Raw genomic sequence first — 15,710 nt, 5'->3', positions numbered from 1 at the left:
AGATGGGTTGGTTTTTCGTATTTTGTGCTGCCATTAGTGAAATAGTCGGTGTGATCGGTCTAAAAATGTATAGTAAAGATAAAACGTTAGCAAATGGTGCGATTTATATAGGCGGATTTGCTACATCCTTCGCATTCTTGTATACATCTTTCTTATTCTTACAAGTAAGTGTCGCGTATGCTGTTTGGATTGGTATTGGAACAGCGGGAGCCGTTTTATTAAACATGTTCTTGTTTGGTGAGTCGAAAAGTAAAGCACGTATCATTAGTGTGGCTCTTATTGTATGTGGAGTGACAGGATTAAAGGCTCTTTCTTAAAGATATTTGGCATTTTTATCTCCTAATTTTTTGTTAGGAGATTTTATTATGAAAAAATGATTTCCTCGCAAAGTTCACTATCATTGACAGTACAATCGATTATCTTATAAAATGAGTGACAGTCATTCAATACGTGTTTGAAAGGATTTAGATGATGAATAAAAAAGAGAAAATTGTCTATGCAGCGATTGAAGTGTTTCAGGAAAAGGGCGTTGAAAAAACGAAGATTTCTGATATCGTGAAATTGGCTGGCATTGCACAAGGAACTTTCTATTTATATTTTCCTTCTAAGTTATCTGTTATGCCTGCAATAGCAGAAGTGATGGTTGAAAAGATGATACTTGCGGTGAAAGAGAAAGTGCAAAATGATGCGCCTTTCTCAAGTAAAGTTACGCAAGTAATAGATGCGGTGTTTCACTTCATAGCTGAATATCGTGAAATACAAGCTTTAATGTATGCGGGTCTTGCATCTACAGAACATATAAAAGAATGGGAAGCTGTGTATGAGCCTCTTTATATGTGGCTAAGTGAATTTTTAAGTGAGGCGAAAGAAGCCGGTGAAATTCGTGAGTCGGTACACGCAGAGCGAACAGCGAAGTTGTTTATCGCTCTAGTTGAATCAGCAGCGGAACAAGTGTATTTATATGATCATAAAGATGATGAGCAAGTTGAGCTACAAAAGGCAGAAGTACTAGATTTTTTAACACATGCACTACATATAAAGAAATAGTGGGATGAACCTGTCTGAAAAGGTAGGTTCATTTTTGAGGAAAACTGAATGATAGTCATTCACCTAATGCGTATGTATGTGTGGAAGAATACAGTGAAATTCTAACGAGTAGGGGGCATCTCTACTCATGAATAGCCCACAAATAGTAGGATAAAGAAAAAGGTTTTTGGGCATTATTTTTTGATAGGAATTTACGGGAAGAGGTGTTAAAAGTGAAGAAACCGATAAAAGAACAAAAGATGGTATTGGTCATTCTTTTGAGTAATATATTTATCGCTTTTTTAGGGATTGGATTAATCATTCCGGTTATGCCGTCTTTTATGAATGATATGGGTTTAACAGGGAAGACGATGGGATATCTCGTTGCAGTGTTTGCAATGGCTCAGCTTATTGCTTCACCTATTACAGGCCGGTGGGTCGACCTTTATGGTAGGAAGAAAATGATAATCATTGGATTATTTATTTTTGGCGTTTCAGAGCTTCTTTTTGGATTAGGAACAGATGTATGGATGCTCTATGCAGCGAGGGTGTTAGGCGGAATTAGTGCTGCGTTTATTATGCCTGGTGTTACGGCATATGTTGCGGATATTACATCTATGCAGGAACGTCCAAAGGCGATGGGATATTTATCTGCTGCTATTAGTACCGGCTTTATTATAGGACCTGGAATCGGCGGATTTATTGCAGAATACGGTATACGTGTGCCGTTTTTCGTTGCAGCTGCAATTGCTTTTATAGCATGTGTCATTTCGATCTTTATTTTAAAAGAACCGTTAACGAAAGAAGAACTTGCAGAGATTTCTTCTAATACGAAAGAATCAAGCTTTATTGGTGATTTAAAGAAATCATTACATCCAATGTATGCAATTGCATTTATTATTGTATTTGTACTTGCATTTGGTTTATCGGCGTATGAAACTGTGTTTAGTCTGTTTTCTGATCATAAGTTTGGATTCACACCGAAAGATATCGCAGCAATTATTACAATTAGTTCAATCTTTGGGGTAGTTGTGCAAGTATTTATGTTTGGTAAATTGGTTGATATGTTTGGCGAAAAAGTGTTAATTCAAATCTGTTTAATTGTAGGTGCAGTATTAGCATTCGTTTCAACTGTAGTCTTTAATTATTGGATTGTACTTCTCGTTACGTGCTTCATTTTCCTTGCATTTGATTTACTTCGTCCAGCTTTAACGACGTTTTTATCAAAAGCAGCTGGAAAAGAGCAAGGATTCGTTGCTGGTATGAACTCGACTTATACGAGTTTAGGAAATATCGCAGGACCAGCGATGGGTGGAATATTATTTGATATGAATATTCATTATCCATATGCATTTTCAGGAATTGTTTTAATAGTTGGTCTCGCTATTACATTTATGTGGAGAGAGAAGCAGCTAGCTGAAAGTTTTGCGAAGTAATAAAACCCCTTACGACGGTAAGGGGTTTTTGTTTTATAAACTTAATCCAAATCGTTTTAATTCAATAAAAATCCCCTCTAATTGCTTTCCTTTATCCGTTAATGTGTACTCTACACGAGGCGGAACTTCTGGATATACTTTTCTCGTTATAATGCCTTGAGCTTCTAATTCTTTTAGTCGAAGCGATAATGTTTTCGGACTAATGCCGTCCATTGATTTTTGTAAATCACTAAAGCGTAATGTTCCTTCGATAAGAAGGTCACGGATGATTAAAAACGTCCACTTTGTACGAATTACATCAAGCGTTTTAGCGATGGGACAAGGTATGCCAGGTAAACCTTTCGTTAATTCAACTGGATCTATATTGTTCATGGAACTAGCCTCCATAAAATTTTTTTGAATGAATTTGCTTTATAGTATCACAAAACTATACTTTTGGTAACTATATGAAAAAAATATCACTACTTCCATAAAGGAAGTTAGTGCATATACAATAGCAATACGAAATACAAAGGGTTTAGATGAGGAGGTGGTGATTTTTATGGGGATAAAAAAGTTGTTTGGATTCCTTAGTTTGTTTGTTGTTTGTATTGTACTTGTAGCATGCAGTGATGAACAAAAAAACGAAATTCAGTTATTAAAAGAAATGCCTAAGCCAAAAACAATGACAATTGATCCTTCACTAAGTAAAATGGAAGCGACCGAAATCGTTCATGCAGCGCAGCGTTTTTACGAATTTTGGGATACAGGTAAAGAGGAGCTTATTCCGCAGACTGTTACTGAAAATTTTTCCGATCATACATTGCCGAAAGGGCGACCACAAGGTGTTGAAGGATTAAAATTTGCGGCACAAAATTTTCGTAAAGTCGTTCCAAATATACATTGCGAGATTGAAGATTTATTAGTCGTCGGTGATAAAGTAACCGCTCGTCTTTCTTTTACAGGAACGCATAATGATAAGAAAATCAATTTTTTTGCAATTGATATTTTACATGTGAAAGATGGAAAGATTACGGAAGACTGGCATTTAGAAGATAATCTTACGTTGAAACAGCAACTTGGGTTAATAAGCGAGGAATAGAGTAGGGGAGAGAAAAACGATGAAAAATATATTTATTATAAATGGACATGAAAAATATGGTACAAAGGAAGGACGATTAAATAAAACGTTAGTGGATCATATGGTAACGGTATTAAGCGAGAATCATCATGTGAAAACAACAACGATTCAAGATGGATACAATATAAAAGAAGAACAAGATAAGTTTTTATGGGCGGATGTTGTGATTTATCAAACACCAATTTATTGGTTCAGTGTTCCAGGATTATTTAAAACGTATATGGATGAAGTATATGAATACGGTTTGTTCTTTGAAGGCGCAGATGAATACGGAGCAGGTGGTTTATTAAAAGAGAAGCAATATATGTTCTCTACAACTTGGAATGCACCTGAAAAGGCATTTGGAGATAAGACGAAGTTCTTTGAAGGGGAAAGTCTAGAATCAACGCTTAGTCATTTACACCGCGTGCAGAAGTTTCTTGGGATGAGTCCGTTAAAGAGTTTTGCTTGTTATGATGTGGTAAAGAATCCGGATATTGAGCAGTATTTATTGAACTTGAAAGATCATTTAGATGGAGTAATTAAATAGTAGTTTATATTTGTATGTGAAGAAGGTACTACTAAGGAGGTAGTACCTTCTCTTTTTATAAAAACTCACACTTTAATACGTGGATGGCTGTATCCATAACTTCGCAAAATTTGCCCAGCCGAATGAATCAATTGTTACGTTTTTTAAAGAAGAAGGGTATGTTTTTCTTTTTAAAACGTGATAGTTAAATAAAATGATGTGTTCTGTTTGTAAAAATTCTTCGATTTCATACATGAGCTCGTAGCGCTTTTCTTTATTTTCTTCTAATAAAAAGGTATCAAGTAAACAGTTAATTTGTTTTTCATAGTGCGGGTCCATGAACCGGTTTACGAAGCAACTTTTATTTTTAAATACATTTAAGAATGCAAGTTCATGATCGGCAGCAAACACTTCTCCCATGAAAATAATATCGGCATGTTGATCGATAGAACGGTTCATATAATCTGAAACGAGAAAGGGGTGAAGCTCTACTTGTATACCTAAACTTTCACACCGTTCTTTTAGGAAATATGCGTCATTTGCACTATCTTTAAATGCGAAGAAGTAAATATGTATCGTTTCTCCATTATAGGTGCTCTTTTTTAAATACTCTTTTGCTTTTTCTAAAGAGTAGGACCTTTTAGAAACTTGGCGGCTTCTTTCAGGGAAAAAGCTTGATGCAGCAATTGTTCGTCTACCCTCTACGCTACGAAGTATCGTTTCAACATCATATAGTTCTCTCCAAGCCTTTCGAAAGTACATGTCGTGATGGGGACCAGGTTTTGTAAAGTTGAAGCTAGCATAAATACAACCTATTTCTTCTATTTGTATATCATGCCTTTCATTTTCCTCTTCATTTGGTAGTTCATAATCAGCATCGATTTGCACATGATCGGGAATACCCCAAAATTCAATACGGTCTAATAAAGCCCGCTCTTTAAAATAATGGGTGAATGCTTCGAGTACGATATTATCTTCAGAGTAATGAGCAAGTTTGAAAGGTCCAGTACCTATATAATGATGATTTTCAATACTAGCATCATGTGGCAAAATTGCTAGTTGTATGGAACTTACATAGTGTAGGAAAAATAGATTTGGTTTTGCTAAATGAAATCGAATTTGCAGTGGTGACGGTGTTTCAATTTGAACAATTTCTTCTGTTAACCATTCGAAAGGAGAGTGAACTTCTTTTAGTCTTTCAAAAGAAAATTGTACATCTTTAGAAGTTAAAACAGTTTCGTTATGAAAATATACATCCTTTCGTAAATAAAAAGTCCACGTAAGCCCGTCTTCACTTAATTCCCACGTATGGGCAATGTGTGGTTCCATTTTTTCAGTAACATTGTTATAAACGACTAACGTATCAAAAATTTGACTCGTAAGATGGCTCTCTGTAGTTACAGCCACAAAAGCCGGATCTAATGGGAATATCTTTCTCGATATAGGAATCTTTAATATGTCGTACATATCATTTGAAGGTTCGTATCCAAAATGATGATGTAGTTTATTTTCTATCTTTTTTTGAAGTGCAAGGGGTAGGGGTTCTTTTAAAAGAAGAAAGATATCTTTTAATTTTTCTTGCGCTAACAGTTCATCTATATAGGACTCAATCGCTTCTACGAAATTATGTATAAATAGAATTTCCGTTTTATTTCCGCGGCCTCGCCCTGGAGTCCAGCTAATTAATTGCTCCTCGCTCATTTTCTTTAATAAAATTTTTACGTTTTTCGTACTGCAATATAAAACATCCGCTAATTCTTGTAAGCTATTTCGCATATGTTGTTGATCTTGTGCGTGTAATCTTAGTCTAATGTAATAGTCCATAATTTTCATATATACACTTCCTTCTATCATAAAAGGGGAAACTCTTTAGAATATTCTAACCTTTTTCTTCCTCTTTTTCAAAGTAAAATAAGTAACCATAAGGAGGGGGAGCCAATGGGATTTTGGAGTATGCATCGAAATATAAAAATTAGAATTATAACTTCGTTTTTAACACGTACTGTGTCCACGATGATTTTTCCATTCATGGCGATTTATTTTTCAATAAAGTTAGGTAGTGCGATTGCGGGTGCGTTACTACTCATTAATGTCATAGCTTCATTAGTAATTGGTTTGTACGGTGGATATGTTGGGGATCGACTTGGACGTAAAAAAGTAATGATTATCGGTCAAAGTATACAAGTTATTTCCATTGCTTGTATGGGAGTTGTAAACTCAGATTATGTAGATTCACCGTGGCTAACATTTGTATTTATGTTAGTGAATAGTTTAGGATCTGGACTTATGAATCCAGCGACAGAGGCGATGTTAATTGATGTGAGTACACCGGAAAATCGAAAAGTGATGTACAGCATTAATTACTGGGCGATTAACTTATCCATTGCGATTGGAGCGATATTTGGCGGATTATTATTTGAAAACTATAGATTACAATTGTTTATCGTATTAACGCTTGTTGCAGTTATTACTCTATATGTAATGGCAGTATATATGGAAGAAGTGTATGTAGCTAGAAAAACAGTAGAGAAGAAAAATGTATTAAAAGATATGGCGGATAGTTATAAAGTCGTAATGAAAGATAGAGCGTTTTTAATTTTTTGTGCAGCAAGTATATGTACATTATCTTTAGAGTTTCAAATTAATAATTATTTAGGAGTACGTTTGCAGAAGGAATTTGAAACGGTACACTTTTTATTCGGGAATGGTGTTACGTTTGATTTAACAGGTATTCGCATGCTGAGCTGGATTTCTGCAGAGAATACAATTTTAGTTGTGTTATGTTCAGCACTTCTTATGAAAATGCTGAAAAGCTTCAACGATTTGAAAATCTTATATGTAGGCTTATTCATTTATACGATTGGTTTTACAATACTCGGAACGAGCAATAGTTTATGGATTTTATTAATTGCAGGGCTTTTCCAAACAGTAGGCGAGATGATGTATGTGCCAGTGCGTCAATCTATTATGGCGGATATGGTGCCAAACGAGGCAAGAGGTTCTTATATGGCGATTAACGGGATGGTCTTTCAAGTGGCAAAAATGAACGGGGCATTAGGTGTTATGCTAGGTTCATTTCTTGCATCTTGGGGCATGAGTGCTCTGTACTTTATCGTTGGTATGAGCAGTATTGTACTATTTATGAAGGCGATAGGGAAAGAGAAGTATGAGGATGAGAGAAATGCTTCTCAGATTGGATGAAACTATATAAAAGCGAACCAGTTATACTGGGACTCGCTTTTTATATAATTTTTAGAACGGATCAACTTCAGCTAAATTTGGAGTGGTATTCGGATGTAGCAAAAGATTTTTTAATGTGCCTACTTCAGAAAGAGCGACTAATATGTAGCCACTAATCAGTACAATAAGCCCAATGACGCGTAATGTTTGTAAGCTCACTTCATTATTATTCGTTTCCGTTGGATTTGGGGGCGTTGAAGGTGGATTGTTATTCATACATAAGGCTCCCATCTTTTGTATTTATATATGTGTAAAATCATTATTTAACTTATGGATAGGAATTGTATAGTCATTTTCACTATATGAGAATTGCCTATGAAAAGTGATTAGAAATTTTGGGACGAGAAAAGGAGGGATCCAAAAGATTATTAAAACTGAACTTTTGGATTCCCTTCTTTTTATTTATCCTGCTATTTTGTGGAGGTCGGATTGCATGTAAACGACCAGTTGGTGAGGGCTAATAATCAGTGGAGGATGAATAAAACCCCACTGATTCATTATTTTCATGTAAATAAAAGGAGGTTAGTTAACCAAAATAGCTATCCTAATATACGCAACGATTCTTCAATAAACGCCGGGATGTCTTCTGGTTGTCTACTTGTAACTAATTGATTTTGGCATACGACTACTTCTTTGTCATGAAAATTTCCGCCAGCGTTTCTTAAATCGACTTCAATAGATTTATATCCAGTTACATCACGCCCTTCAAGTGTTTGGGCAGTGATGAGTAGCTGAGGTCCGTGACAAATAGCGAAAACAGGTTTTTTCGCATCCATAAATGCTTTGCTAAAGCGAACAAAACGCTTATCTGCACGAAGTATATCTGGGGAAAATCCGCCTGGTATGAAGAGAGCATCAAAGTTTTCTGGAGAAACATCATCAATACTTTTATCAATTACGACTTCACTTTTTCCTTGTTTACCGTGTACCGTTTTCCCTTTTTCAGTTTCAATAGTTGTTAATTCATATCCCTTTTGATGAAAAGCTTCTACTGGCTCTGTGTATTCTGTATCCTCGAAATAATCCGTTATTAAAATAGCAATTTTTTTACTCATTGCAGTCAGCTCCTTATATTATCGGTTCTAGAATTTTCTTTGAGCAATACGTCGTAGTGTCTGTTTCCTTTTAAATTTCTAATCCCCCCAGTTCGTTTCCCTTGTTAATTTAATACATACCCTGTTTATTAGGACGTAAACATGTATTATCGTTTTTGTATGTAAAAATCATAAAATATCGCTTATTCTGGTGATTCTTGTTTGAGAGAGAAAAAGAAAAAAGCCAAGGAGAGAAAATTTATTCGCTCCTTGGCTTTTAAGATATTTCTTTTCGTTAAAACGAAGAAACGCGTTGCTTCGTTTTTGGTACAATAATAAATTTGATCCAAAGTAACCCGATAATCATAATGATAAGGCTATGTAAAAATTGTCCCGTAGCAATGAGTATAACAATTGAAAATACAATGAGCTGAATGCTTAGCAATATAAAGATTAAGTGAAGAAATTGATTCATTCGTTTCTCAGTATCAATTGGATATAATGCTACAATAATATTTCCCGAAAAATATTTCCATAGGGAACGGAGCTGCATAGAGATCATATATAGGACGATATATGCAATAGCGCCTTTTACATATATGTTTGGTATAAAATATAAGGCGAAGGCACCAATCAGCCCTAAGCGAATATATATACCGAAATAATCATTCCCGCGTAAAAATGCTAGTGTATATAAATAGAAGAAAGTTGTTCGTTTTTTATGTAATAAAGGTTCAATCCAAGTTGTAAGCCATTTTCTTTTATTTACTTGCTTATTTAGTTGCGGGACATCGGTGAAGATGCTAGCAAATTGATAGAAACGAACGTTCATTTTTTCTTCTTGCTCGATTATGTAATCCCACGGTATTCGTTTTGTAGGCTGTTTTTTCGTATATAGAAGCAGGAAAGCAAGTAGTAAGAGTAATCCGCCCAATATGAGAACATTTGCCGCATAAAACAGCATGTAAATAAGGAGTGCGTTACAAGCAATACGAATGATTAGCCATATGTTTTTTTCATGACTATCACGCCACATCCAATGTATGTATATGTTCCAAGCTTTCGTAATCATTAAAACGATAAAGATTGTACATAAGAATGGTACAGTTAATTGTAATGATTGCATGGCAAGTGGAACGAGAATCAGAAACGTAAATAATAATGGGAAAAGCTGAATGATATAATTGTATAGAAGAGATTTTTTGAAATAAGATGTTAATTTCTCTTCTAGTGCTAGTAAATAGACAGCATCAGGTTTTTGAATAAATGTACGGATAGGGCATCTCGTTATAATGAATGTAAGTACAATCGTGATGAGTAGTAAAGATATTCCTTTAGAAGGAGATGCTTTTAGAAACTGAGCATAGTAGTATGCGCCAACGCATGAAATAAAGATAAAGCTATATAGTAAACCGTTAATCATACGTGCAAAGTATGTAATGATATTTTGAATATGTTGTTGGAAGCGGCTGCTCCATAGTGATTCGATTGACATGTTTTTCACCTCTTTGTTCTATTATATATGTTTTACAAAAGAAAAAACGAGCAAATTGCGTTATGCAACTTGCCCGTTTTTCTTTTCGTTATTTTTTTTCTGATCACGATTCATTAATGGATAGAAGGCAAAACCGATTACGAATAAACCAATTCCGAGAAGGAACGTTTTAATATCGGCTGCGCCGGTTTTAATAACCCATAGTGCGTAGCAAAGTGCGATCACTGCGACTATGCCATCTGTAATTCTTGCCCGCATTTCATTTTTATACGTTTCACCAGTAGCGACTAGTTTTAACTGGAAGATTGGTGAAACGAGATATGGAATGAGGTAGGCCAGTGTTGATACGGTAATAACGAATGTATAAGCTTCCGCAATTGTTCCTGATAATGTTGAGAATAAGAACACTTGCGACATAATGTTTGTTAATCGTAATGAATAAATTGGACTTCCTTTTTTATTTGTTTTCGTGAAGAAGGAAGGGAAGAAACCTTCTTTTGCTGCTTGATATGGTACTTCTGAGCTTAATAAAATCCAGCCTAAGATAGAACCGAACAGGGAAGTAAGAGCAAGTAATGCCATCAGTTTCCCGCCGCCATGACCCATTGCAGCATTTAGTGCGTCTGCTAATGGACGTTCAGAAGCTTGTAATGTATCAACGTGAAGTACACCCATTGTTAAAATTGTAATTCCTAAGTAAATCGCAACTGTAATAAGTAATCCCGCAACTGTTGCGCGTTTTACCGTTTTTGGAGAAACAGCACGGTTTGATAAAAGAACCGCGGATTCAATTCCGATAAATGCCCAAAGTGTTGTAAGAGCAGCTAAGTTTACTTGTGAAAGTAGGCCGTGTGATACACCTGATTTATCGATCATCGGTGTGTACCATTGTCCAAACTTAGAAGCTTCGAATGCAAATAACGTAACGACGATGAATAAAAGGAATCCAGTTACTTTCGTTGTTGTTGCTAAGAAGTTTAGTTTTCCAGCTCCGCTTACACCGTTTGTTAATATAATATGAGTTCCCCAAAGTAAGATGGAACAAATCGTAAATGTAATTAGTTTTCCGACTTCTATGTTAAACGAACCGATTGAAAATAGTAGTCGTGTATCTTTCATAATTGGGAAGAAAAGTGATAAGTATCCCGCAAATGATGTAATGATGGCAACGTTACTTGCCCAGTTTGCAACCCAATATCCCCATACCATACTGAAACCAGCCATTTTTTTCTTTTTTGGTGTTGAGAATAAAGCATATGCATGACTTTGTGGTCCTGTCGTTAAATCAGGACGACGAATTGCTAAATTACCGAAAACAAGAGCTAGCATTAAAACACCAAACCCTGTTGTTAACCAAGCTAAAGTGACACCGAGAGGGCTTGCTGTTTGTGCCAACGTACTTGGCACCATGAAAATACCAGCGCCAACCATGTTACCGACAACGAAAGCTGTGAGTACCCAAAAGCCCCATTTTTTTTGTTGCATAGAAAATACCTCCAAAGTTAGTATAACCAAGTCAAGCGAGGAGATATGTATGTCTTCCTGAGTCAGGAAGAGAAGTCCCAAACAAAACAAAAAAAGCACGTAATTTGCCGCTACATGCTTTCTATCTTATAAGAAACCCACGACATACCTCTCGATAGCTCTCCACAAACGAAGTGTTTGTGACAGTTCTGCACTTATTAAATGCAGACCCAGCAAGTGTGCATGGTGGACACGACTTACTTCGGCAACCATTCCTTTCTCATTCCTTCATCAATGCCACTACATCTCCGGAAATGATACTCTTAATGATTGCAACCTCTACCTCACCGAGATACGAATGAGGATTTAAATATTAAATTAACGTATTTAAGAGTAACAAATGAATTTTTATACGTCAATGGATATAGTAATAATCAGATTATAGAGAAGAGTTTGTGATTAAAAGTAAGAGGGATTAGTATGTAATATTGAATTTTCATAATATAATAAATGTTATTGGCGCTAGATGATTGAAAAGGGGATGAAGCATATGTCTGTATGTCATAAACATTCAGTAATAGGTGTGTTAGATTCGGGAGTTGGGGGAGTAACAGTTGCGAGCGAAATTATAAGACAATTGCCTAAAGAGAGCATTTATTATATTGGTGATAATGAGCGTTGTCCGTATGGGCCAAGAAGTGTAGAAGAGGTACAATCTTTCGTATTTGAAATGGTTGAGTTTCTCGAACAGTTTCCGTTAAAAGCTCTAGTGATAGCATGTAATACTGCTGCAGCTGCTGCATTGACTGCGCTGCAAGAAGCACTTTCTATTCCAGTTATTGGTGTTATACATCCGGGAGCAAGAGCAGCAATTAAGGTGACAAAGAAAGGGAAAGTCGGAGTAATTGGAACTGTAGGTACGATAAAATCTAATATGTACGAAAAAGCATTGCATGAGCTTGATACATATTTGAAAGTGCATAGTCATGCGTGCCCGACTTTAGCTACAGTTGTAGAAAATCAATTAGAAGATACAGCATATGTAACGGAGCAAGTGAAACAAGCTTTATTGCCATTAACGAAAGAAGATATAGATACGTTAATTCTTGGATGTACGCATTATCCACTTTTAGAGTCTTATATAAAAAAGGAACTAGGAGAAGATGTAACGATTATTAGTTCTGCAGAAGAAACAGCGATAGAGTTAAGCACAATTTTACAGCACAAAGGAATTCTGGCTGACAATCTGAATCCGAAGCATCGCTTTTTTACAACAGGCTCTGCCTTATCATTTGAACATATTGCTGAGCGTTGGCTAGGATATCACATTTCTGTAGAATGTGTGGATTTACCCGTAAAGAATGCTCGCATCTGTAATTAGACTGTATTAAAGTGCTTTTTGTTCAATAAATTAGGTTAGTTGCATAAGAAGGAAAAAATGTACTTTTAATTGAAAGGATTAAGGTTATTTCAATTAAAGGGGAGATTGGATTATGGAATTATCAAGGTCTCAATTATTTGCTTTAGAGTATATTTCAAAATATGCAGAGAACGAAAAAAGTGAGGCTAAAGCAACAATTAATCATATACTTAACATGTGTAATATTACAGATGAAATATTTGAAGAAGCTGTCGCTAACTTAAAATCTCATGCAAGGATCGCTTTACACTTTCATCCAGATAGACTCGATTCGAGTATGAAAAGTGTTGCTGAAGCATTGTTTGAACAAGGAATATATAAAAGTCAATTTGAAACATTGCTATCTAATGGAAGCGTATCTGCTTATCCTGGCGGTGAACGTGACCTTTGGGAAAAGAGAATATTTGGAGGAGCATATCAACTCGAGGGTGTAACGAATGATCAACGGCCAAAGTATGGGGCGCTAAACTTGATGTTACATCCAGATGGGCCTGCTCCGCGTTTTGGATCCTGTTATTTTCTCTTATCTCCAAAAGTTTCTTCTCGCTCTACATATACGTATTTAGATTCGCATCAAGATCCGAAAGAAAAGGGGACTTATGAAGAGTTTGATATGATTTTAGCTGCTCTTTTAGAAGAGACATTCGTAAGAGAGTGTGCAATTGGTGAAGGCAATTTGACTCCAACAAGATTAGTTAATCATTTACTGGCTAACCTGGAAAGGCCGTTTATAGATTTAGTAAACAAAGAGTCAGCCCGTAACCTTAATCATTATATTGAAGCGCAAGTTCATGGAGATATTTCTCTTAAAGAAGACGTGGAAGCGCTTGTTGTAGATCCTTCATTTAAAGGTACGGATGTAGGAAGAACATTAGAAGAAATTTGCCTGAAGTATGCTATTGATTTGTATTGGCACATCGGTTTTGTACTTAAGGTAGACGAAGTTCCAATGGATTTTAGAGGTTCAAAAATGCCATCTTTAGCAAAACATATTGCACGGAATAATTGTATCGATGCAAATATAATTGGCTCTGCTGTAGTGGATTTGAAACGCAATCCATTATCGTGGAGTGATCGTGGAGCTTATGAAGAAGTGCTTCAGGAATTAAAATTATTATGGCATGTTTTAGTTCGATTTGGAAAACCAAATCGGAAGTAGAACTACATACTTCGTTTTTGGGAAGTATCTATATAGAAAAGAAGCTGATCTAAAAATAGATCAGCTTCTTTTTATAAGATTAAACTAAGTTTAATACAGTTACTTTTTCACGTGTCATAGACTCAAGGCTCTTACGAATACCTTGTGCGCCCATACCTGAACCTTTTACACCGATGAATGGGAAGTGGTCAGGGCCGCGCTCTGTGCGTCCGTTAATTTGAACAGAACCAGTTTCGATTTTGTTAGCAATTGCAAATGCTTTGTTAATGTCTTTTGTGAAGACACTTGCTTGTAAGCCGAACTCTGATTTGTTAGCAATTTCAATTGCTTGCTCATCTGAAGAAACACGGATGATTGGAAGGATTGGGCCGAATGGCTCTTCCCAAGCAACTTTCATTTCTTCTGTTACGTGGTCGATTAATGTTGGGTAAATTAAGTTACGCTCACGTTTATTACCGATAACAATTGTTGCACCTTTTTCAACAGCGTCATCAACTAAACCTTGAACGAAGTCAGCAGATTTATCGTCGATTAATGGAACGATTGTACTGTCTTGTTCAGGAGATCCAACTGATAGTTCAGCTACTTGCGCTTTTAATAAGCTAACAAGCTCGTCTGCTACGTTTTCGTGTACAAGTACACGTTTAATAGCTGTACAACGTTGACCAGAGTAAGAGAATGCACCGCTTACGATGTGGTTTGCAGCATCTTGTAAGTCAGCATCTTCACGAACGATACCAGGATCTTTACCACCAAGTTCTAATACAAGTGGAATCATTGCAGCTTTTTTCGCTAAATGTTTACCTGTGTTTGTACCACCTGTGAACGATACCATATTGATGCCTTCGTGTTCTACTAAGTAGTCACCAATTACAGAACCGCGTCCTGTCGCTACGTTTACTAGGCCTTTTGGAAGACCAGCTTTATGAAGTGCTTCAACCATTTTAATACCGCTAATTGCACCTTGAGTTGCTGGTTTGAAAATAACAGCGTTACCCATAATTAATGCTGGTGCAAGTTTTGCAGCAGATAAGTTTACTGGGTAGTTAAATGGTGCGATTGCTAATACAACACCAAGTGGTGCGCGTTGGATAATCGCAAGTTTCGATTTTGTACCGCCCGGGAAGCTATCGCCCATCATGCTTTCTCCGTGCATATGTAAAGCTTCTTCGATTGTGTAACGAATGAAGTCAGCTGTACGAACAACTTCTTTCTTCGCATCTTTATATCCTTTACCGACTTCTTTCATAATGATATCGGCAATTTCATCTTGCATATTTACGAGCTCATCAGCCCATTTATATAAATACTTTGCGCGATCTTGTAGAGAAGCTTCCGCCCATGATTTTTGAGCTTCTTTTGCAGATGCAATTGCTTCATCTACTTCTCCGCGAGTAATTGCTTGTACTTGTCCAATTACTTCGTGTAAGTATGGAGATGGAATTTCGATTGTTTCTCCTGAAGAGCTTTCTCTCCATTCTCCATTTAAATAAAATTTGTACGTATTGCTAGTTGTCATGATTAGTCCTCCTAAAATAGCAACTTGTAAGAGTGAGTATAAGGTGATTGTAGGGGGTTTGATAACATTTTTCAAATGAAATGTTTGTGAAAACGATTTCTTATTCCTTTTTTATTTTGTATGCCCTTTCTTGCAGAACATTCTCTTATTTCAAACTGATGCATCATATATTTTTATTCCATGTGTAAAAAAAACAATTGACAGAATACTCAATAAAGTTGTAAGATTATAAATGGAAAATAAATGAAGGGGGTGTGCGTAATGATTGTAATCGTAAATGTAATGGGTT

General features: G+C 36.1%; 15 protein-coding genes and 1 riboswitch. Of the genes, 8 read left to right on the top strand and 7 right to left on the bottom strand.

The window, feature by feature from the left end:
• The first annotated feature begins 2 nt into the window (after positions 1 to 2).
• The 3 genes from AC2CGR_RS25945 to AC2CGR_RS25935 all read left to right on the top strand — a co-directional run bounded on the left by AC2CGR_RS25945 (position 3) and on the right by AC2CGR_RS25935 (position 2,462).
• Positions 3 to 317, top strand: coding sequence for a DMT family transporter (locus AC2CGR_RS25945; RefSeq protein ID WP_000539670.1), 315 nt, complete (start codon positions 3 to 5; stop codon positions 315 to 317).
• A 151-nt stretch (positions 318 to 468) separates the two neighbouring features.
• Positions 469 to 1,047 carry a TetR/AcrR family transcriptional regulator gene (locus tag AC2CGR_RS25940; RefSeq protein WP_061687378.1) on the top strand — a complete coding sequence of 193 codons (579 nt, stop codon included), beginning with the start codon at positions 469 to 471 and terminating at the stop codon, positions 1,045 to 1,047.
• Positions 1,048 to 1,259: 212 nt separating this feature from the next.
• Positions 1,260 to 2,462: an MFS transporter gene (locus AC2CGR_RS25935; protein ID WP_087966945.1), complete on the top strand. Its 1,203-nt coding sequence runs from the start codon at positions 1,260 to 1,262 to the stop codon at positions 2,460 to 2,462.
• 33 nt (positions 2,463 to 2,495) lie between these two features.
• Here AC2CGR_RS25935 and AC2CGR_RS25930 read toward each other — a convergent pair whose 3' ends face one another.
• Entirely contained in the window at positions 2,496 to 2,834 is a 339-nt protein-coding gene (locus AC2CGR_RS25930; protein WP_001059466.1) for a winged helix-turn-helix transcriptional regulator, read from the bottom strand.
• A gap of 169 nt (positions 2,835 to 3,003) precedes the next feature.
• Between AC2CGR_RS25930 and AC2CGR_RS25925 the strand changes: the two genes are divergently transcribed.
• Positions 3,004 to 3,543, top strand: coding sequence for an ester cyclase (locus AC2CGR_RS25925; RefSeq protein WP_131101460.1), 540 nt, complete (start codon positions 3,004 to 3,006; stop codon positions 3,541 to 3,543).
• Positions 3,544 to 3,562: 19 nt separating this feature from the next.
• Positions 3,563 to 4,111, top strand: coding sequence for an NAD(P)H-dependent oxidoreductase (locus AC2CGR_RS25920; RefSeq protein ID WP_131101462.1), 549 nt, complete (start codon positions 3,563 to 3,565; stop codon positions 4,109 to 4,111).
• Positions 4,112 to 4,183: 72 nt separating this feature from the next.
• Here the strand turns inward: AC2CGR_RS25920 and AC2CGR_RS25915 are convergent, their stop codons facing one another.
• Positions 4,184 to 5,944 (bottom strand): SgrR family transcriptional regulator, encoded by a 1,761-nt coding sequence (locus tag AC2CGR_RS25915; protein WP_484481336.1) that lies wholly within the window; start codon positions 5,942 to 5,944, stop codon positions 4,184 to 4,186.
• A gap of 84 nt (positions 5,945 to 6,028) precedes the next feature.
• On the opposite strand from AC2CGR_RS25915, the gene AC2CGR_RS25910 reads away from it, so the two are divergent.
• Positions 6,029 to 7,291, top strand: coding sequence for an MDR family MFS transporter (locus AC2CGR_RS25910; protein WP_484481335.1), 1,263 nt, complete (start codon positions 6,029 to 6,031; stop codon positions 7,289 to 7,291).
• A 51-nt stretch (positions 7,292 to 7,342) separates the two neighbouring features.
• On the opposite strand, the gene AC2CGR_RS25905 is transcribed toward AC2CGR_RS25910, so the two are convergent.
• From AC2CGR_RS25905 to AC2CGR_RS25890, 4 genes are all read right to left on the bottom strand, one after another.
• Positions 7,343 to 7,546, bottom strand: a complete 204-nt coding sequence (locus AC2CGR_RS25905; RefSeq protein WP_087966939.1) for a hypothetical protein — start codon at positions 7,544 to 7,546, stop codon at positions 7,343 to 7,345.
• Positions 7,547 to 7,869: 323 nt separating this feature from the next.
• Positions 7,870 to 8,385 (bottom strand): type 1 glutamine amidotransferase domain-containing protein, encoded by a 516-nt coding sequence (locus AC2CGR_RS25900; RefSeq protein ID WP_087966937.1) that lies wholly within the window; start codon positions 8,383 to 8,385, stop codon positions 7,870 to 7,872.
• A gap of 274 nt (positions 8,386 to 8,659) precedes the next feature.
• On the bottom strand, positions 8,660 to 9,859 hold the full coding sequence (locus AC2CGR_RS25895; RefSeq protein ID WP_087966935.1) for an ABC transporter permease: 1,200 nt from the start codon (positions 9,857 to 9,859) through the stop codon (positions 8,660 to 8,662).
• 60 nt (positions 9,860 to 9,919) lie between these two features.
• Positions 9,920 to 11,344: an amino acid permease gene (locus AC2CGR_RS25890; protein ID WP_098881386.1), complete on the bottom strand. Its 1,425-nt coding sequence runs from the start codon at positions 11,342 to 11,344 to the stop codon at positions 9,920 to 9,922.
• A gap of 147 nt (positions 11,345 to 11,491) precedes the next feature.
• Positions 11,492 to 11,673: riboswitch (Lysine riboswitch) on the bottom strand.
• A 200-nt stretch (positions 11,674 to 11,873) separates the two neighbouring features.
• Between AC2CGR_RS25890 and racE the strand changes: the two genes are divergently transcribed.
• Both racE and AC2CGR_RS25880 read left to right on the top strand, forming a co-directional pair.
• Positions 11,874 to 12,704 (top strand): glutamate racemase, encoded by an 831-nt coding sequence (gene racE, locus AC2CGR_RS25885; RefSeq protein ID WP_087966933.1) that lies wholly within the window; start codon positions 11,874 to 11,876, stop codon positions 12,702 to 12,704.
• Between the two features lie 112 nt (positions 12,705 to 12,816).
• Positions 12,817 to 13,902 (top strand): DUF3626 domain-containing protein, encoded by a 1,086-nt coding sequence (locus AC2CGR_RS25880; RefSeq protein WP_087966931.1) that lies wholly within the window; start codon positions 12,817 to 12,819, stop codon positions 13,900 to 13,902.
• A gap of 79 nt (positions 13,903 to 13,981) precedes the next feature.
• Here AC2CGR_RS25880 and gapN read toward each other — a convergent pair whose 3' ends face one another.
• Positions 13,982 to 15,421 carry an NADP-dependent glyceraldehyde-3-phosphate dehydrogenase gene (gapN, locus tag AC2CGR_RS25875; protein WP_061677872.1) on the bottom strand — a complete coding sequence of 480 codons (1,440 nt, stop codon included), beginning with the start codon at positions 15,419 to 15,421 and terminating at the stop codon, positions 13,982 to 13,984.
• Positions 15,422 to 15,710: the final 289 nt, after the last annotated feature.

The sequence above is a fragment of the Bacillus sp. LSHTCR4 genome, assembly GCF_057197025.1.
Note: the sequence above shows the minus strand (reverse complement) of the source record. Positions and strands in the feature narration are given on the sequence as shown.